We start from the raw sequence: 18,791 nt of genomic DNA on the forward strand, positions 1-18,791 counted from the left end.
TCTCTCACTCGCCTCCCCGCTGCCGCCCGCCGACTCACAAGGAACTTGACTTGTCTTCTACGCTGCCGTTAACGAGCGCTCAATACGGTGTCTGGAACGCCCAAAAACTCAACCCCGAATCGCCCTACTACGTGGTTGGTGAGGTACTGCACCTGGGGCCAGGGCACATCGAGCTGGAAACTCTGCAGCACTCCATCGCACAGCTGCAACAGGAAGCTGAGACATTGCGCGTGCGCGTCACGACGGATGGCCTTACCCCGCAACAATCCGTGGTACAGGAAGGCCCCGGGGTCGACCGCGTGATCGACGTGCGGCACGCCGCGGATCCCCAGCGCAGCGCGGAAGCCTGGGTAGATGCGCTACGCGCCGAATGTGCCGAGACGATGCGCACCATGGTGGATCAACCGTTGTGTCGTTATGTCATTATTCTTCTCGACGTCACCGAGACCTGGGTTGTCCAGCTTTATCATCACCTTATTGTCGATGGCTTCTCGGCTTCCCTGCTCACGCGTCGCCTTAGTCAGATTTATACCGCTCGCGTGGCAGGAAAGCAGGCTCGTCCATTCCGGGCAGCTTCGCTGTCCGAACTGGTGGCGCTGGATCAGGAGTACCGCGAATCCGCGGAGCATACCCGGGATAAACAGTATTGGACGTCCGTACTCGCACAGCTTCCGGAAGTTGCTGAGCGCGCCACGATGAATACGGCCACAAAGGCAGAAGGCACAGGGCAAACCACAATCACCACCACCATGCGCCTGGGGCCGGAGATCATGGAGAAGGCCACGAAAGCCGCTACTGATGAGCAGATTACGTGGGTAGAGCTCATGATCGCACTGTACGGGGCGTTTGTTCACCGTCTGTTGGCTCCACGCTCGACCAGCGAACAATTCCTGGCTGTGCCCGTGATGGCACGCTCGCATACGCGAGAGCTCCGCACGCCTGCAATGGCCGTCAATGTGCTGCCACTGCGAGTCAACGTCGACAATCAACAAACGGTGCAGGAGTATCTACACCATGCGGTGGAGTCGCTGCATGGTCTACTGGCCCACCAGCGACTGCGTGGAGAGAGCCTACCGCAGATCACGGGGGACTCCCGGGTGGCTGACGTGCTACACGGAGTGGGAGTGAATGCTAAGGCCTTCACCACCCGGGCGGATTTCGCGGGGGTTCCGGGGCGGTTGCGCAATGTGGCGGGTGGGCCGCCGGAGGATTTGGGATTGGTGCTCACCCCGGCCGAGGATGGCGGACTGGACATGGCTTTTGAGACGGATCCGGCCCGCGTGAGTGCCGAGCATGCGCGGGCTCGGTTGGAGGCACTGCGGGAGTTCACGTGTCAGGCGCTTGAAGACACATCCCGAAAGATCGGGGAGCTGCCACTGCATAGCCAGAGACGGCGCGTGGAAATGTTAGAGCAGCGGCGCGCCCAAGGTGTCGAAGTGGCCGAAAATAGCCGATCGCAGGACGCTCTGAGCACCGCTTTGTCCACGCTGCGAAACCACACACAGGCACATCTGGTGGTTCACACTGCCGATGGCTGGGATACCGAGCCCGGAACTGAGATGTTGGATCGAGAGATACTGGGCGCTGCAGTGCTGAACAGCAAGGATCTCCACGCTGCAGTACATCGCCTGGCTAGTTACTTTCGCCGTGAGGTTCTGGGAAGCGACAGGTGGCGCCAGGCGGAACAAGTCACCGAGCAAGATAGGGCGCGACCAGTGCTCGCTCTCGAGATGGAGCGGGGGCGCGAATTGGCCCTTGCTGTGCTAGCCGCTTTCGCCGCGGGTGTGCCCTTCGTCTATATCGATCCCACCAGTCCTGCCCAGCGCCGTGAGCAAATCCATGCGAACGCTGAACCGGTAGCTAGTGTGGATGCGGCGGCCATCCGCTACGCCCTAGCCTTGGGCAGTACCACCTCGGAGGAGAACGTCGTAGAACGGTCCGCGGAATCGGCAGCCTGTCCAGACCCGGAGCAATTGGCCTACCTGATCTATACTTCTGGATCCACCGGCAAGCCCAAGGGCGTGGAGGTTCCCCGCCGTGCCATTAGCTCTCTGTTTGCCCAACACCGCAGCGGATTGTACGACAGGCCGCACGCGGTGGTGGCGCATACGGCGTCTTTCAGTTTCGATGCAGCATTCGACCAGTTGCTGTGGCTGCTGGCGGGCCACGACGTGCACCTCTACCCAGAACAGGCCACTGGGGATGCAGACAAGCTGGTGGAACACTTCGCTACACAGCAGATCAATGTGGTGGATACGACTCCCTCCATGATGAAGGCGTTGTTGGCCGCGCAGTTATTGGAGAAAGTACCGAGCCTGCAGTTAGTGGTTTTGGGTGGCGAAGAGCTGCCCGCTGAGCTGTGGGATCACCTGGCGGCCACCGGCCTGGAGGTCGTCAATGCCTATGGCCCCACCGAAAGCACTGTAGATGCCCTTTTGGCCCGAGTGGAGCCGGGCGTGGCACACCTGGGGCGGCCCGTTGCCGGTATGCGTGCCTACCTGGTGGATAACGCCCTGCAGCTGGTAGGAGACCAAGAAGTAGGCGAACTGGTTCTAGCCGGTCCACAGCTGGCACTCGGCTACCGTGGCCTTCCGGAGGCCACCGATGCGGCGTTCAAGGAGGACGTTCGCATCGACCCGCGTCGGGCTCCGGAGCGCATTTACCGCACCGGGGATCGGGCACGATGGATTCCTGGGCGGGGCTACCAGTTTCTGGGGCGTGCCGATGAGCAAGTCGAGATCAATGGGCAGCGCGTGGAGCTGGCCGAAGTGGAAGCTGTACTAGCCAGCGTGAACGGCGTGCGGCACTGCGCCGTGGCACCACTGAATCGCAGTGGGCAGGCCACTGTGTTGGTTGCTGCGGTGGTAGGGGATTGGCCCATGGACGCTTCAGATCTGACCGCTATCCGGCACCAGTTGCAAGCTGCTTTACCCGCCGCGGCGATCCCCCGGCGCATCCATCCAGTGCGAGCGCTGCCCACCACCACCTCCGGCAAGATCGACCGGGAGGCCATCGCCGGATACGGACTGCAGCCGCCGACCGCTGGTGCGAAGGAGGATACCGCAGCTCCCGAGGCGACCGAACCCGTGGAGGTCTCTAGCGCAGGTAACGCAACTACAAGCGGTAAAAACGACCCGCTTGCGCCGCTCGACCCTGCCCACCTCCTGCTGCATCGCACGGTGTGTGATGTTCTCCATCTACCGCCGCAGCAGACTGATCCTGATCAGGACTTCATCAGTTTGGGAGGGGAGAGTATTGCTGCTCTTCATGTGGCCTCTCGCGCACGTCAGCAGGGGCTGCTGTTGCAGCCGAAGGACCTAATGGGCGGCATTGCGTTAGCGCAGATCCCATTAGACTTCCGTCCTCCGCAGAATCCGCAGGCTCCCCAGGTTTCGCAGGCTGCGCGCCCGACCTTCCTTAGTTCTGGTGAAGACCTGGGCGATAAGAGTAATGAGGGCTCCAATAATGGGGACGACCAATGGCTGGATTGGGGTGTATTGCCGTGGAGTCCGGTGGCGCGCACGCAGATTGCAGCTGCTCCCACCGTGCAAGCGATGCGTCGCCACGTGATGTACCGGTGGCTAGATGTGCCACCCGGGTGTGGCCAAGCCGATGTACTGCGCGCGGTGGAGGTGCTTCAGCGCCGGCACGCGAGCCTGCGGATGTTGCTGGACTGGGACAACGTAGTGCAGCTGATCTCGCGTGTGCCACTGGCCAGTGCCACGGAGATTGTGGTGGAGCTTGCGCCGGACGGCCCAGATCCGGTGGAACAGCTGGCCGCCCGCATAGCCCCCGATAGAGGAGTGATGTGGCAGGTGGGGCTGTGTGCGGAAGGCGCGCTGGTGATGGTGCACCATCTGGCAATCGACGCGCTGTCCTGGCCGAACCTGCAGCGCGAGTGGAATGCTGTATTAATTGACGCCAACGTGAAGCTTCCCGCACTCACCGGCCTCCTGCGCGCCCACGGGATGCAGCGTGCCGTGGAGCACCAGGCCGTGCAGAACGTGCCACCGGGATCGGCGGAGCTGTCGGTCTTGCCGGAGTTGCCGGAGAAACTGCTATGCCCACGGGGGCAGGCCACGATGATGTGGCGACATATTGCGATGCCGGACGCTGCGGCGATGAGTTCCGAGCTGGCGCAGCGTTTTCGAACAGACCGACAGGTCGTGGTGGTGTCATTGTTAGCGCAAGCGCTACAGGCCGTAGGTTTGACCGAGCTTCAGCTGGTGGTGGAAGGGCACGGCCGCGATGGCGGCACCGGTGCCACTCGTTCTGGTGACTATGGCAGCACCGGTAGCGCGGTGGATTGCATGGAGCTGATCGGTTGGTTCACTACGGAGGAGCGTTGGGCTTTCTCTGTGAGGGCTGACGGTGCCTCCGTTCATTCATCCGCCAATTCTCCGAGGTTTATGGCAGCGTGGGTTCGCGCTGGGCGCGTGGCCGAGTCGCAGGCTCAGCCGTGGGATCCAGCTTCGTGCCCTCCAAACCGTCGTGTGGTGATTAATGTTCTGGATGCACAGCCGGAGGAGAGCTTCGGCGTGTTGGAATCCGACGACCGGCGGATGACGGAGGCTCTGACGATAAATGTCTTCCTCACCTCGGACGGCGCAGACGTGGAATACGTGGCGGACCTGGCAGCACTCAGGGATGCATCCCCGACCGTGCTGGAGAAACTGCACGAACAGCTACAGCGTGCGGCGCGGGACCTGCTGGTCGCGGATCGGTTGGTACTGCGCCAAGCACTGCCTAGCGACTACCGGGCATTCGATACACAGCCGACGAACCCTCGGCTAGGCCACAGCTCAACCAACCAGCCCACACCGACCCTCAGCGTTGCTCATCTGCGCTCCCTGGAAGCCGCCCACGGTCCCCTGGAAGACATTGTCCCGGCTACTGCCTCCCAGCAGGGGCTGCTGTTCCACGGATTGGCCGGAACCGACCGCTACGTCATTGCCGCCGCCGTGGACCTTACTGGTGTGGCTTCCCCAGAGCTTATCCACCAGTCGATGCGGGCAATTCTGCGCCGCCACGCAGCACTGCGCGCCGTGTTCGATTGCAGCGACCTTCCGCTGATGCTGATTCCGGAGCGGCTCGATCTGCCCTGGACAATCCACGACTGCAGAGACTTCTCACCGGCTGCAGCTCATGCGTTCGTGGAACATCTGCGGGAGTTGCGCGGCCACCGCGCCGTGGACCTGGAATCCGGCCCGCTAGTCACCGCAGACCTGGTGCTGTTGCCAGAGAGTAACCGACTAGAAACCAACCGCCCTGCCACACTTGTGCTGGGCAGCCATCACATCCTCACCGATGGCTGGTCCACCGCCGTGATGCTGCAGGATTTGCAGCGACTGCTAAGCGGCGAGGATCTGGACCCCGCGCCCTCCTTCGCGGAATTTGCTCGAAGCCTGTGCCAACGCAGCGTCGAACAACTGGAGCGGGAACACCGCGCCTGGCAACAGATTTTCACCGGCACCGATCAGCCCCATGAGGCCAGTCGCACAGGCGAGCACGGAGGTGTGATTGCGGGCTTGCGGCCGGTGGCGTCAAGTAAAAAGAGCACAACAGAAGCCCCAGAGGTGCCGCACGTACTGCACCGCGACACAGACGGGCGGGTGACAACGGCCGCGGCGAGCCTAGGGACCACACCCAGTGTGCTGGTACAAACCGCGTGGTTGCTCACGCTGGCTGCGCTGCATGGTGGGCGCCGAGTGACTACGGGGGTGACTCTTTCCGGCCGGTCCGCGGAGCAGCCGCGAATGGCTAGTGCGGTGGGCATGTTCATCACCACACTCCCGTTGCACGTACAACTCGAACCGGGGCACACGCTGCGCCATACCGTGCGACAGGTGGCAGATACCATGGCGCTGATCAGCGAGAACCAGACCACGCCGCTACAGGAGATCGAGACCCTGGTGGGAAGTGCACCGTTGTTCGACACCGCGGTGGTGTACGACCATCACGCACACTTCGGTGCACCGAGCGGTCCACACACAGTGGAGACCTCCGAGTCGTGCCTGCGCATCCAGGGGCTGCGCACCAGCGGTCGCACGCATTACCCGCTGACTGTCGTGTGCCCGCCCGGGGACGTTTTGGAAATTACGCTGGTGCACCGTCCGGATGTGGTGGAACGCATTCTTCCTGACGCCGCCGCGAGGTGGTTCGGCACATTCCTCAATGCACTGTGCGACGCCGCCACCGGTAGGGATCTCCGGTTGGTGGAGTTGCTTCCGGAGCGCGGCGAGTTTGAGGAGCCAGCGGACGGGCAAATAGAAGTAGATGGGCACAGCGAAGTAGAGGAAGCGGATACGTGCAATACCGGTAACCGGGAGCTTTCTGAGGACAACCCCGTATGCGCCCAGGTGCAGGCCGCCATGGAGAGCTTGCTAGGCAACCCGATCGGCCCCGAAGAGAACTTCTTCACCTCCGGTGGTGACTCCCTGCTGGCCATGCGTTTGATGGGTGTGCTGCGCAAGCAGGGCATGCAGTTGAAGATCCAGCACATTGTGGATGCTGGTACTCCGGCAGCCATCGCGGAACGGCTGGGGCAGGGCACTGGTGGAGCTATGAAGGCTAAGCAGCCGCCGAAGCCGCAGCAATCCCAGCGCTTACAGACTGCCGAGCATCCGCAACGCCGCCCGGTGTGGTGCCTCCATCCGATCGGCGGACATGGCTTGGCCTTCGCCCCGCTGGCCAGCCTTCTGGCGGACACTGAGTTCGACGCCCGCCTGATCGAACTACCGTCCCCGCTACCCCAGGTGGAAACACTGGCCGAGCTAGCGGAGCTCTACACCGAACAGATCCTGGCCGAGCAACAAGAAGGACCCTTCACGTTGGTGGGCTACTCCTTCGGTGGCGTGGTGGCTGAAAACATCGCTGCCGCGTTGCAGCGCCGGGGCTATGAGGTGCGGTTCTTAGGAATTCTTGACGCCTACCCCAGCGGCAGCAGCCCCAGCTCCGGTACGCATTCCTGGCCGCCGGGCACGCCCGATGGCAGGACAGCCTTTGGTGACTACGACGTTCGGGCAATTGCGCGTGCCGATGGGATGTCACACGAATTGGGCACTGTGGGCGTCGACATAGAAAGCAACATCCGTTTCTGCATGCAGATGCTGCACACAGCAGCACCCACCAGCTACGAAGGCCGGGTCGAGCTAGTGGTGGCAACGCAAAACAACAGTGATGTGGCACACGGGCAGTGGGATCCGGCTGCTGCGTGGAGGCGCCGTCCGGGGGCGTATCCGGTGCGGGTGAGCGAGCTTGAACTTACGCACGCGCAGCTGGTGAAAGCCGATGGCTGGAAGAACGTTTTCCAGCAATGGGCACCGCGGCTGCTGAACAAGAGTTCGGCTGACCGGCCAGCACCCGAGGCGACAGACATCGACCCTGCGCATGCCGCCCCACCGCATGCCGACCCTGCGCACTGACCCGCTACACACCGACTCACCGCACACCGCCAACCCAGAAACGAGAAAGGAATGACCATGGCGAGGAATAGCCGAGACAGGGAAATCTACCCCATTACGATCCGCGAACTGCAGGTTGCTGACATCGAGGACATCACACCAGGGATGCGTCGTATTACTCTGACGGGCGAACAGTTACGCGCCCACAGTGCATTCGGAGTAGAGGCACCACCACTAATCAGTGATGGTTTCGACGACGATATCCGTATCATCTTCCCCGACCCGGCCACCGGGGAGCGCCCTCACCCCATCACACGGGAGGACGCGACGGTGCTATGGCAAGAAGAGGTCAAAGATCTGTTTCGGACGTATACCGTCCGTTCCTTCGACGCCTCCCGGGGGCGCCTCGTCGTAGACTTCGCGCGGCATGGCCAAGGCTTGGCCGAGGACTGGTCTGCACGAGCTCGACCGGGGGATTCCCTGTATATCGCGGGGCCGAAATCGTGCGCAGCGCTGCCCACTCACACTCCGTGGTTGCTGATGGCGGGCGACGAGACGGCACTGCCGGCGATTTCCCGCTGTATAGAGACTTTGCCCGCCGGGTATAGGGCAGTGGCGATTATTGAGGTAGCCACGCGGGCACATGTCCAGCGACTGGAGTTCGAAGCACAGGTGGACATTCACTGGCAGGTGCGAGACGAGGGCGGGGACTTCGTGGCGAAAGCTACCGAGTTGTACGGAGAACACCCAGAGTGGGCGGCCGAGCCCGCCGCGATGCCCTATGTATGGGCTGCGGGAGAGGCCGGGCGATTGAAGGCGATCCGACGCTGGGTTCGAGCTCTGGGGATTCCGCGGGAAAACGTGGAGATTACGGGGTACTGGCGCGCAATGGCACCGGCACAATCGGAAGCAGGGGCGACGGCTACGCAGGGCGACAGTGAGGGGGCGGAGACAGGGGCTGTGACGAGCCACCGTAATGCGGTGATTGAGCTGCATGAACTCACCGAGATGGGGTCGGCGATTCTGGTGCGCCAAGCCGTAGGGTTGGGGATTTTTGGCCTGATTGATGAGGGCGCGGATCGAGTGGATCAACTGGCCGCAGCAACTGGCCTGCAGCAGGAGCTGGCTCTCCGGATTGCGCGTTACTTGGAGGCAGTGGGGTTAGTGACTTTGTCGGCGGATGCAGCACTGGATAGCTCAGCGGAGGATGTGGCGGACCAACGGGCGGTTCGAATCGGCCTCACTGCGCTGGGCAGCGAGTTAGCAAACCCGGATTCTCCAGTAAGGGATTGGATTGCCGGGCCGGCAGCCGCCAAGACCGCAGCACTTGGCCAGCTAGGGCAGGCACTGCAGAATCCGGCTGATACGGGCGAGCACCGCTGGGACTACATTGTGCAAACCCAGCCACAACTGGCCGTGGAGGAACACGAACAGGCGGCCTCCAGCGCTCAGTGGTCGGCCCCGGCCGCAGCGGAGATTCTGAGCAGCAAGCTACTAGCGCGACAGGATGCTGGCTCGCTTCGGTGCGCGGTGGGAGGTCCGGCCGCGGCGGTGTATGCGGATGAGATTCTACGTAAGATACCGCAGGCCAACGCCGTGGTGTTGGGGTCGTTTTCGGAGGCAGAAGATGACGCAAGGATTTCAGTAGGCGCAACAACTGCAGCGATGACGGAGCCTGGGGCCAGCGCAGAGGAGGTTATGCTGCGCGATATTGCTCCACGCCGCCGGGATCGTGCTCGCTATAGTGCACTGCACGCTCCAACGGTTGGGCGTAGCGGTGAGGATGTGCGCCGGGCGGATTGGGCTGGCACAGTGGCTACTTTGTGTGAGCAGGTAGATGCTGTGGTGCTGGTTGATCCGTGGCGGCGTTGGCCAGCTATAGAGCTGCAACAGCTGGTAGCTGCCGTACTACGTTTTGGGGCGCAGCTGTTCCTGGTGACCCCAGTGTTGCAGGAAAGCGGGGCCGAGGATCATGACTACGAGGAAGATTTATCACGCCTCGTTCTGTATGGATCGCAGCTGCCCACGGCCCGTGTGATTGCGAAGCACCTGGCTGCCGTGGGTGCGGTAGTGCGTTCGCAGCAGGCGGTGGGGTGGAGTGCCCAGCTGTTCGAGGTGGGGAGGGGAGGTAGGTAACTGCCGGTGGTCGGGCGAACCTCAGGACATTTGTCTCGGGCGAAGCGTGTGGAGGAGCGGCGGACGTTTGGTGGTTTGCTAAACCGTTTCTAAAGTGCCCCCTGTCGGCTGGCCCCTAGCGGCTGAGCTGCCTCCATATCGGCGGCCACACATCCCCCAAAATAATTAACTTAGGGCAGCATTTTGTGTGGTTAGCCTAACCTGTGTAAGATGGGCGCGATTGCTGAATCCACCGTAGCTGAAAGAGGCCATCAGCCCTTTGGGGCTACGGGTACTTTACAGCGCCTCAAAGAGTTCCTTACACGTTAGGCTTTCACATGTTTCGAAACAATTCGCTGACCCGTCGAGCGGCACTGAAGACCGCCGCTGTCTTGGCAGCATCCACTCTTGTTCTGTCTGGTTGCTCCCGAGGCGATGACGCGGCGGCGTCAAAAAATGAGGGCACCGGGGACGAGCGCATCGCCGCAGTTGGCCTGGGAGACAGCGATACCTTGCTCGCCCTTGGCATCCAACCAGTCCTCGTAGCGCCCTGGGGTGCTGAGGGGGATGTTGATGCGTCTGGCGTCGGCCCATGGGCTACCGAAAAGCTCGGCGACAACAAACCAGAGGTGGTCTACGGTACCGCCAACGGATTCACTGCTGAAATCCTGGAGAAGATCTCCGCCGCTGATCCGGACAAGATCATTGCGGTGAACTCTGCCGTAGACGCGCAGGCGAAGAAGGCGCTTAATGACATCGCCCCAACCACCGTTAAGCCAGACGGTGCCACGGACTGGCAGATCCCATGGCGGGATCAGGTCAACCAGATCGCCGGCGCTGTAGACAAGCAAGAAGAAGGCGACAAGCTTGTCAAGGAAACGCAGAAGGCCTTCGATGATTTCCAAAAGCAGCATCCTGAACTCAAGGGCAAGCGTGCGGCTATCGTCATGCCTTATCAGGGAAAGATCGGCCTGTACACCTCCGGTGACGGCCGCGGGCAGTTCATCGAGAGCCTGGGCTTCGAGATCCCGAAGGAGCTCGAAGGCGACGGGGGCGAGTTCTATCGCGACATCGCACCTGAGAACTACAGCGACCTCAACAACGTCGATTATCTTTTCGTCCTTGATTACCAGGGTGCCGCGGATACCTTGAAGAAGGATCCAACATTCAGCAAGCTGGATGTTGTTCGCGAAGGCAAGGTCCGCTGGATGGACGAGAACGTGGGCAATGCAATGAGTATGCCGAACCCATTGACCATCCCCTGGGCAGTCGACAAGTTCTCTGACGCAATCTAGTTGAAAGTGTCTGCGTCAAGAACTCGACATTCTTTGGTGTTTTCCCGGCGTTTGCTTGCTTTGGCCGCACTCGCTGGTTTGGCATTGCTTCTGCTCGCTTCCCTGTACTTGGGTTCCAAAGATCTTTCCATTGGCGAGGTGACCAGCATTCTTATGCATGGTCCGCACCCGTCCGCGCAGTCCGGGATTAATGCTGAACAGTCCGGCATTATTTGGGATCTGCGCGTTCCACGCACGCTCTTGGCTGTGGTCACAGGTGCGGCCCTGGCTATGGCGGGTGCCATTGCTCAGAGTTGGACCCGCAACCCCTTGGCAGACCCCGGCATTATCGGCGTGAACGCCGGAGCGAGTTTCGCAGTCGCCGCGGCACTGACCTTGGGCTGGGCAACGACGGTCGGGGAGCGGACACTTGTGGGACTCGTCGGAGCTGCCGTCGCCGCTCTAGTCGTGCTGTTGATTTCCCGCGTATCCCGTAACCCACTAACTCTGGTACTGGTGGGCGTGGGAGTTACCTTTGCCCTGCAAGCGGCCACGAACATGCTGAGCCTCTATTCTTCCGACACCCTGGAAGGGCTCCGTCGCTGGACTGTCGGCTCTACGGCTGGGCGGGGTATGGAAGACGTGGCCTTAGCTGCTTTAGGTCTAGCACTAGGTGCTCTATGTGGTGCGCTTGCAGCACGCCCGCTGGATCTACTTGCGATGGGAGAGGACTCCGCCCGTTCCCTTGGCAGCTCGCCCACGAGAACCCGCTTGTTGGCTGCCGCAGCGGTGATCATCCTCGCCGGCTCGGCGACTGCCACCGTGGGGCTTGTGACATTCGTGGGCTTCGCCGTGCCACACCTACTGCGCCCGTTTACCGGCCCGGCACTTACCCGCCTCTTGCTACCAACTGCCATCGTCGGCGGTGCGGCTGTACTGCTAGCCGATATTGTGGGCCGCTTCGTCCTGCAGCCTAACGAGCTGGAAATGTCCATTGTCCTAGCTATTGTCGGCGCTCCAGTGATGATTCTGGCGGTACGGCGTAAGAAGAGCTCACCGACCTCGAATGACTCGGAGCTGGCGATATGAGCGATATGAGCGATATGACGTCTATCCGTAGTATCAAGCGTTCACGAAGCAGACGCATCTTGGCAGCCACATCGGGGTTCGCCCTCATAGCGGCTCTGTGTTATTGCCTGATTCTGGGGCAAGGCGCGGTGAAGCTCAGCCCGATGGAAGTCATCGAAGTGCTCACTGGTGGGGGCACACAGCAAGCAATCAACGTGGTGTGGGATCTCCGCCTGCCTGTAGCAATCGCTACCGTTCTGGTCGGCGCGGCGCTGGGGCTGGCCGGCGCGTGGACCCAGACCATGGCTCGCAATCCGCTAGCTAGCCCGGACATTCTCGGTGTCTCCGGTGGCGCAGCGGTTCTGGTTGTGGCGGGCACCGTAGTCACCCGCCCCGCATGGAGCGAGGAGTTGCCGACGTTCTGGTGGCGTGCTGCACTCGCTTTGGTTGGCGCACTAGTAATCGTTGGTTTGCTCGTTCTACTCGGTGGTTTCGGGACGTCCCAGCGCGTAGTGGTCATCGGCCTGGCACTGTCGTTCCTCACACAGTCCTTAGTGCAGTATCTGTTGCTCAGGGCTGACTTGACTCGTGCCACGGATGCTCAAACCTGGCTCGCTGGGTCTACCGGCTTTGTGCGCACGGAAGCTTTGTTGCCTATGGCGTTGGGCCTATTGCCCTTCGTAGTTTTAGGCCTTTGCGTTACGCGCGACGTTCCTCTTCTTTCTCATGATGACGCCACCGCGTCCACACTTGGAGTAAATGTCACAAGGGTGCGAGCTATTTTGCTCATCGCCGCAACGGGCATCGTCGCGGTGGTGGTTTCGTTTGTCGGCCCGATTGGATTCGTCGCACTGTTGGCTCCTCAGCTGGCCAAGCTGGTGGCGGCCACTCCCACGCCCCATCCGCTGTGCTCTACTTTCGCAGGCGCCGCTCTATTAGCTGCGTGCGCCGTCGTGGCGGGCGCACTGCCATTTACATCCCCTGTGGGTTTGGTTACCGCCATCATCGGTGGCCCCGCGCTGGTGCTGCTTGTGTGGTTGGCGGCCCGTCGCGGAACTCTGAAAGGAATGGTTCAATGAACGTTCGTGTTGATCGCGTCACCGTGGGCTACAACGACGGCCCAAGCATCGTTAAAGACGTGTCTTTCGATGCAGAGCCCGGGAAGGTCACCACGCTCTTAGGCCCCAATGGTTGTGGCAAGTCGACGTTGCTCAAGACGCTTTCTCGGCTGCTTGCTCCCACCGAAGGACAGGTACTTGCCCAGGAGAAAGACGTGCATAGTTTGCGGGCGCGTGAAGCCGCCCAACTAATTGCGCTTTTGCCACAACACCCGCTGTGTCCGGCGGGGTTGACCGTTGGAGAACTCGTGGAACGCGGACGGCACCCTTATCGTCGATCGCTCTGGGGTGGGGGAGCGACGGCGTCAGAAGATAAAGAAAAAGTGCGCGAGGCGCTGAAGAAGACGAAGGTCGACAATCTTGTTGCCCGCGACGTGGCGGAGCTTTCTGGCGGCCAGCGGCAGCGGGTCTGGATGGCGATGGTGTTGGCGCAGGATACGCCAATTGTGCTGTTGGACGAACCGACAACGTACCTGGATCCGGCACATGCGATAGAGATTCTAAGTATCGTGCGGGAGCTCGCTCAAGAGGGCAAGACGGTGATTACCGTGCTTCATGATCTTGGCCTGGCGGGAGCTTTTAGCGACGAGATGATCGTCATGAAGGAGGGGGAAAAGATCGCCGAGGGTTCTCCAAAGGAGGCTCTGACGGTGGATGTGTTGCGCGAGGCATATGGCCTGAATGCCGAGGTGTGGGAAGATCCCCGCGGTATGGCTCCGATCATTGTGCCGCGAGGCATTGTGGCTAATTAAGGCCGCGCCCTGCCGAGGAACCAATAGGGGCACCACTGCACGGATTCGCTATTGAGGCCCCAGGTGTGAACTGCGTGGCGCCGTACTTCCTTGCAGAGTTGCCCTTCGCCCGCGACCCAGACGTATTTCGACTGGGTTGCAGGGTGTTCGGCACGGTCCAGTTGCTGTAGGTGGGACATCACTGCCGCGCTGAAGTCCGTTGTAGCGCTAAACAGCACTTCGAGGCTGCCCAGCTTGCTCTCCCAGTCGGCGACGAGGGATGGCTCGAGGTCACCGTGGTTCTCGGCGACCACTACGAGGTGTATGTCGCGCAACTGTTCCGGAGCGAAGGCATGCGCGTACTCCAGGATGGCACGAACGGAAGGTGCGGCAGATGGGTCTGCGATAAGTGTTTGTGAACTTTGCGAGCGGTGCCAGAGGCCCTGGCATGTCCAGATGCCTACCTGGTCGCCAACACGAGTTGCAAGAGCCCAGGCGAGCCCTGGTCCGACGTGTTCATCCTTTGGATTTTTGACGCCATGTGTCGCCACGTCGAAAGTTATCTGTCCGCACTCGGGATCGAGTGAGCGTACGGTGTACCAACGTAGATTTGGGCGTTGGGTCTCCGGCATGGCTGCAACGCTTGCGCGGATATTGGCGCCACCTCCGTGGAGTGGTAGATGGAGATTCTCGCCGGGCTTAGCGGGCATAAAGAGGCCAAAGAATTCGTCAGGGCCGGAAAGTTGAAAGCCGACTAATTCAGGGGAGTGGATGACAATCCGTTGCAGGTTCTCTGCCGGGGTACTGACGTCGTAAACGGTGGCGCGGATGATCTGGTGGTGTGGTTCAGCTGGGGCGGCCAGGAGTTGGTGGTCAGAAAAGGCTGCGCGGTAAGCGGAAGTGTTCGTCGGAGTGTTCAGGGTAAAAGGACTCGAAACCATAGTGGACGTGAGCCTACCCTTACCTGAGGGAGAGTGAAAGAGCGGGGGCATAGATAAAGCCCCGCGGCGATTCGGGGATCGCGGCGGGGCTGGAATCTGTTCGGCTAACTTGTCTATGTAGTCAGCCCGAATTTGGCTCCTGGTGGAACCGAGTCCTGGTTACTTGACCAGCTTGCCCAGCTTGTCGAAGTTGTTAACCAGCGTAACGATGCCGGCCACCAGCGCGCCGACAGCGGTAATCAGAGCGGTAACGTCCTGGAGCTTCTTCAGGGGCTTGGTGTCCTCGTCCCAGCCGAAGAACTTTGTGGAACCAGCCAGGTCCTTCTTACCGGGCTTGCCGTCGTTGTTGCCATCCTTGCCCGGCTCGGTGCCGGGCTTGTCGCCGCCCTTGTCGTTGTCGGTAACGATGGAGCCTGCAGGGGTGTTGGGCTCCTCAGCAACAGCAGCGGTGGAGCCAGCAACTGCAACGGTAGCGGCGGTGGTCAGAGCCAGCAGGGACTTCTTGAGCTTCATGTGTTTTATCCTCACGTGAAAGATGGTGCGTCGGCCGGAACTGGCCGTGGTACGGGGATAAATTTAACATGCCCGTGAACTTTAAGCACGGTGCAAAAGTGCTACCTGCCCGCTGAAGCGGTGCATAAACGATTCTTTATGTCGCCTGGGTACAGGCTGAAAGATGCCTGTTAGCGCGAAGAAGGATCTGGCCGAAGCTGCCCTTCTACCAGTGCGAGCGCCGTTCCGGGTACTTAAGTTTTTAAACATAACCCCACGCTACGGGCATATTCAGGCCAGAGATTTTGATGGCCAAAACACCATGCGGGCTCAGTGTTAGCAGACCTGCTGGAATGTCGAAGCAATGGGGAGTGAGGGGGCGTCAATAAAGAATGAAAATAGCGTTACGCGGGGGTGAGCCAACATACCCCCGCAGAGCGAAATCCACCGCCGCCCCGAAAAACTCTGATACGGCGATTTGGTCGGCCGAACAGGGATGTGGAAGAATATAGCGGTTGCCAGAAAGCGAAGTGAGTTCACGATGAACTGAACGCGCTGGCACGGACCGCGTGCGCGAGGGTCGGAAATCCCACGCACGGCAAGCAAAAATCTAGGTCAAATTAGGAGACTCAAGTGATTCAGCAAGAATCGCGTCTGCGAGTTGCCGACAACACCGGTGCCCGGGAAATCCTGGTCATCCGTCCGCTCGGTGGTTCCGTTCGACGCTCCGCTGGTATCGGTGATGTCGTCGTAGCTACCGTCAAGGAAGCTGCACCGGGCGGCACCGTCAAGGCCGGCGACATCGTCAAGGCTGTCATCGTCCGCGCAAAGAAGGAGACCCGTCGTCCGGACGGCTCCTACATCGCATTCGATGAGAACGCGGCTGTCATCATCAAGGCAAACGACAACGATCCCCGCGGCACCCGTATCTTCGGCCCGGTCGCACGTGAGCTTCGCGACAAGAAGTTCATGAAGATCGTTTCCCTGGCTCCGGAGGTGCTCTAAATGAAGATCCGTAAGGGCGACACCGTACTGGTAATCTCCGGCCCGGACAAGGGTGCAAAGGGCAAGGTCATCGAGGCCTACCCGCAGCGCGACAAGGTCCTGGTCGAGGGCGTCAACCGAATCAAGAAGCACGTTGCAAACTCCGCTCCAGAGCGCGGCGCTGAGTCCGGCGGCATCGTTACCCAGGAAGCTCCGATCCACGTGTCCAACGTGATGGTCGTTGACTCCGACGGCAACCCGACCCGTATCGGCTACCGCTTCGACGAAGACGGTAAGAAGATCCGCGTGTCCAAGCGCAACGGGAAGGACATCTAACGATGAGCGAAAACTACACCCCACGTTTGAAGACTCGCTACCGTGAGGAAATCCGCGAGAAGCTGAACGGCGAGTTCAGCTACGAGAACGTCATGCAGATCCCGGGCGTCACCAAGGTTGTCGTCAACATGGGTGTCGGCGACGCTGCTCGCGATTCCAAGCTGATCAACGGTGCAATCGAAGACCTGACCAAGATCACCGGTCAGAAGCCGCAGATCCGTACCGCGAAGAAGGCAATCGCTAACTTCAAGCTGCGTGAAGGCATGCCCATCGGCGCCCGCGTTACCCTGCGTGGCGACCGCATGTGGGAGTTCCTGGACCGCCTGCTGACCGTCGCTCTGCCGCGTATTCGTGACTTCCGCGGCCTGAATGACAAGCAGTTCGATGGCCACGGCAACTACACCTTCGGCCTGTCTGAGCAGTCCATGTTCTACGAGATCGACGTCGACAAGATCGACCGTCCTCGCGGTATGAACATCACCGTCGTTACCACTGCAACCAACGACGACGAAGGCCGCGCACTGCTGCGCGAGCTGGGCTTCCCCTTCAAGCAGAAGGGCTCCGCTGAGTAAATCAGCGTGACAAAACCCCCGCTTCCCATCGAGGTTCTCCTCGAATAATAGGGAAGCGGGGGTTCTTTGTTTTTGGTATCCGCTGCCGGTTTACAGGAAGATCTTAACGATCTTGCCGATGAAGCCGATTACGTCCTTGACCTTGTCCAGGGTAGAGGTGGAGTCGTCCCAGCCGACCAGCTTGTCGATGGAGCCCTTCAGCTTCTCCTTCTTCTCGTCGTCGATGGAGCCCTGGGTGCCCTCCTCGGTGGAGCCCTCGGAGGAACCCTCGTTCTCGGTGCCCTCGGCGTTCTCGTCTGCGGTCTCGCCAGCCTCGGCCTCGTCGTCTGCCTCAGCCTGGTCATCACCAGCGGTAGCGTCCTCAGCCGGTGCGGCCTCGTCGGCAGCCGGCTGGGTTGCGACATCGGCGGCGACCGGTGCCTCAGCGGCGTCGTCTGCAACTGCAGCCGGAACGCCAGCCAGGGCGACGGAGGATGCTGCGGCCAGGGTGATGAGGGACTTCTTGAACTTCAAAGGAATCTCCTTCCGAGAGGGGTGTATAAAAACTGCAAAGTTGCGGCGGGGTAGTGATCGGTTCTGCGAGTTCCGACCAGGTGCCGCAAGTCTGTACTTCGTGTACGTACAACATGTGTAGTGAATTGCGCCTCACTCTCGCAACAGGTGCAGCAAAAGTGTGAGGCAATTCACGTAACGGCTGAAACGTGCAGGTAGGGACACTTAATTCCTCTTGTTTTTCCGCTCATGTAGCACAAATGCTACACACAGTGTTCGCTTATCCGTCACTGCTTGACGCGCCACACTAACCCCGCACGCCACCGCTTAAGCCGCCGCCTAAACCCCCGCACGTAGCCACCGTCACGGTCGCCGGGGGTTGTTGAAGGTAGTTGACTCTTTTGTGACGCCCCTTGCCTCCGCCGGTCTAGTTCACCGACCGAAGCGCCTACGCATCCGCGGGTTCAAAGATTGCCACGATCCCCAGCTCGCGGAAGCGGTCGGGTGAGCGCGCGGACTTTTGGGTTAGGTCGTGACTGGGACTGGCCTACTCCTGATCTGCTGGATTTCTGGCCCTAGGGGCGTCCCAAAACAAGAAAAACAGCGATTTGGGGAAACCCGCAGGTGATTGCTAGAGTTATCAGGTCTTGCGTTGCCCCATGCCCAAAACTGGGTTGGCAGCGTGAGCAGTGTAAACATCAAACCACTTTGTTGTAGGCCCCTCGCCCAATAAAGCGGCCGCGCGGACACGGCGGCGAGCACCCCACGTTATTTAGCATGGGGCGCGCTAGTAGCCAGCAAGCGCGCGGTACACGCATCCTGGGTGGGCTGGGAACCGCAATGAGAAAGGCTATAGGTCAAAACTTATGACCATGACTGATCCCATCGCGGACATGCTGTCCCGCGTGCGGAACGCATCCAACGCGTTCCACGAGTCCGTCTCCATGCCTTCCTCCAAGATCAAGGCGAACATCGCCGAGATTCTGAAGGAGGAGGGTTACATCGCTGACTACACCGTCAATGACGCCAAGGTTGGCAAGACACTGGACATCGAGCTGAAGTACGGCCCGTCCCGCGAGCGTTCTATCTCCGGGCTGCGCCGTGTCTCCAAGCCGGGTCTTCGTGTGTACGCAAAGTCCAACGAGCTGCCGCAGGTTCTCGGCGGCCTGGGCGTGGCCATCATTTCCACGTCCCACGGCCTGCTGACCGACCGTGAGGCTCAGAACAAGGGTGTAGGCGGAGAAGTTCTCGCCTACGTCTGGTAA

The 18,791-nt window shown here is 60.7% G+C and carries 13 protein-coding genes; 10 read left to right on the forward strand and 3 right to left on the reverse strand.

The window, feature by feature from the left end; translation table 11 throughout:
• Window positions 1-50: 50 nt before the first annotated feature.
• The 6 genes from MHX52_RS06260 to MHX52_RS06285 all read left to right on the forward strand — a co-directional run bounded on the left by MHX52_RS06260 (window position 51) and on the right by MHX52_RS06285 (window position 13,730).
• The gene (locus tag MHX52_RS06260; protein WP_239317183.1) at window positions 51-7,424 is read left to right on the forward strand and encodes a condensation domain-containing protein; all 7,374 of its coding nucleotides are present in this window, start codon (window positions 51-53) and stop codon (window positions 7,422-7,424) included.
• Between the two features lie 57 nt (window positions 7,425-7,481).
• Window positions 7,482-9,539, forward strand: a complete 2,058-nt coding sequence (locus MHX52_RS06265; protein WP_239317186.1) for a siderophore-interacting protein — start codon at window positions 7,482-7,484, stop codon at window positions 9,537-9,539.
• Between the two features lie 317 nt (window positions 9,540-9,856).
• A complete protein-coding gene (locus MHX52_RS06270) occupies window positions 9,857-10,813 on the forward strand; it encodes an iron-siderophore ABC transporter substrate-binding protein (RefSeq protein WP_049050529.1) in 957 nt (318 codons plus the stop codon).
• A gap of 36 nt (window positions 10,814-10,849) precedes the next feature.
• Window positions 10,850-11,881 (forward strand): iron ABC transporter permease, encoded by a 1,032-nt coding sequence (locus tag MHX52_RS06275; RefSeq protein WP_239317189.1) that lies wholly within the window; start codon window positions 10,850-10,852, stop codon window positions 11,879-11,881.
• Window positions 11,878-12,939, forward strand: a complete 1,062-nt coding sequence (locus MHX52_RS06280; protein WP_239317192.1) for an iron chelate uptake ABC transporter family permease subunit — start codon at window positions 11,878-11,880, stop codon at window positions 12,937-12,939. Before MHX52_RS06275 ends, MHX52_RS06280 begins: the two co-directional genes overlap by 4 nt.
• A complete protein-coding gene (locus MHX52_RS06285) occupies window positions 12,936-13,730 on the forward strand; it encodes an ABC transporter ATP-binding protein (RefSeq protein ID WP_239317195.1) in 795 nt (264 codons plus the stop codon). Before MHX52_RS06280 ends, MHX52_RS06285 begins: the two co-directional genes overlap by 4 nt.
• Here MHX52_RS06285 and MHX52_RS06290 read toward each other — a convergent pair.
• Window positions 13,727-14,650, reverse strand: a complete 924-nt coding sequence (locus tag MHX52_RS06290; protein ID WP_239317197.1) for a siderophore-interacting protein — start codon at window positions 14,648-14,650, stop codon at window positions 13,727-13,729. The genes MHX52_RS06285 and MHX52_RS06290 overlap by 4 nt on opposite strands.
• 159 nt (window positions 14,651-14,809) lie before the next feature.
• Window positions 14,810-15,163 carry a hypothetical protein gene (locus tag MHX52_RS06295; RefSeq protein ID WP_239317199.1) on the reverse strand — a complete coding sequence of 118 codons (354 nt, stop codon included), beginning with the start codon at window positions 15,161-15,163 and terminating at the stop codon, window positions 14,810-14,812.
• A 612-nt stretch (window positions 15,164-15,775) separates the two neighbouring features.
• Between MHX52_RS06295 and rplN the strand changes: the two genes are divergently transcribed.
• From rplN to rplE, 3 genes are read left to right on the forward strand one after another with little or no spacing between them, the layout of a single operon-like run.
• Window positions 15,776-16,147: a 50S ribosomal protein L14 gene (gene rplN, locus MHX52_RS06300; protein WP_005291942.1), complete on the forward strand. Its 372-nt coding sequence runs from the start codon at window positions 15,776-15,778 to the stop codon at window positions 16,145-16,147.
• Complete coding sequence (gene rplX / locus MHX52_RS06305; protein ID WP_005291939.1) at window positions 16,148-16,462, forward strand: 50S ribosomal protein L24; 315 nt, start codon at window positions 16,148-16,150, stop codon at window positions 16,460-16,462.
• Between the two features lie 2 nt (window positions 16,463-16,464).
• Complete coding sequence (rplE, locus tag MHX52_RS06310; RefSeq protein WP_011274139.1) at window positions 16,465-17,034, forward strand: 50S ribosomal protein L5; 570 nt, start codon at window positions 16,465-16,467, stop codon at window positions 17,032-17,034.
• 90 nt (window positions 17,035-17,124) lie between these two features.
• On the opposite strand, the gene MHX52_RS06315 is transcribed toward rplE, so the two are convergent.
• Window positions 17,125-17,547, reverse strand: coding sequence for a hypothetical protein (locus MHX52_RS06315; RefSeq protein WP_070488727.1), 423 nt, complete (start codon window positions 17,545-17,547; stop codon window positions 17,125-17,127).
• Window positions 17,548-18,392: 845 nt separating this feature from the next.
• Between MHX52_RS06315 and rpsH the strand changes: the two genes are divergently transcribed.
• Window positions 18,393-18,791, forward strand: a complete 399-nt coding sequence (gene rpsH / locus MHX52_RS06320; protein WP_011274137.1) for a 30S ribosomal protein S8 — start codon at window positions 18,393-18,395, stop codon at window positions 18,789-18,791.

This window comes from Corynebacterium sp. ACRQJ, assembly GCF_022346045.1.
Lineage (GTDB): Bacteria > Actinomycetota > Actinomycetes > Mycobacteriales > Mycobacteriaceae > Corynebacterium > Corynebacterium evansiae.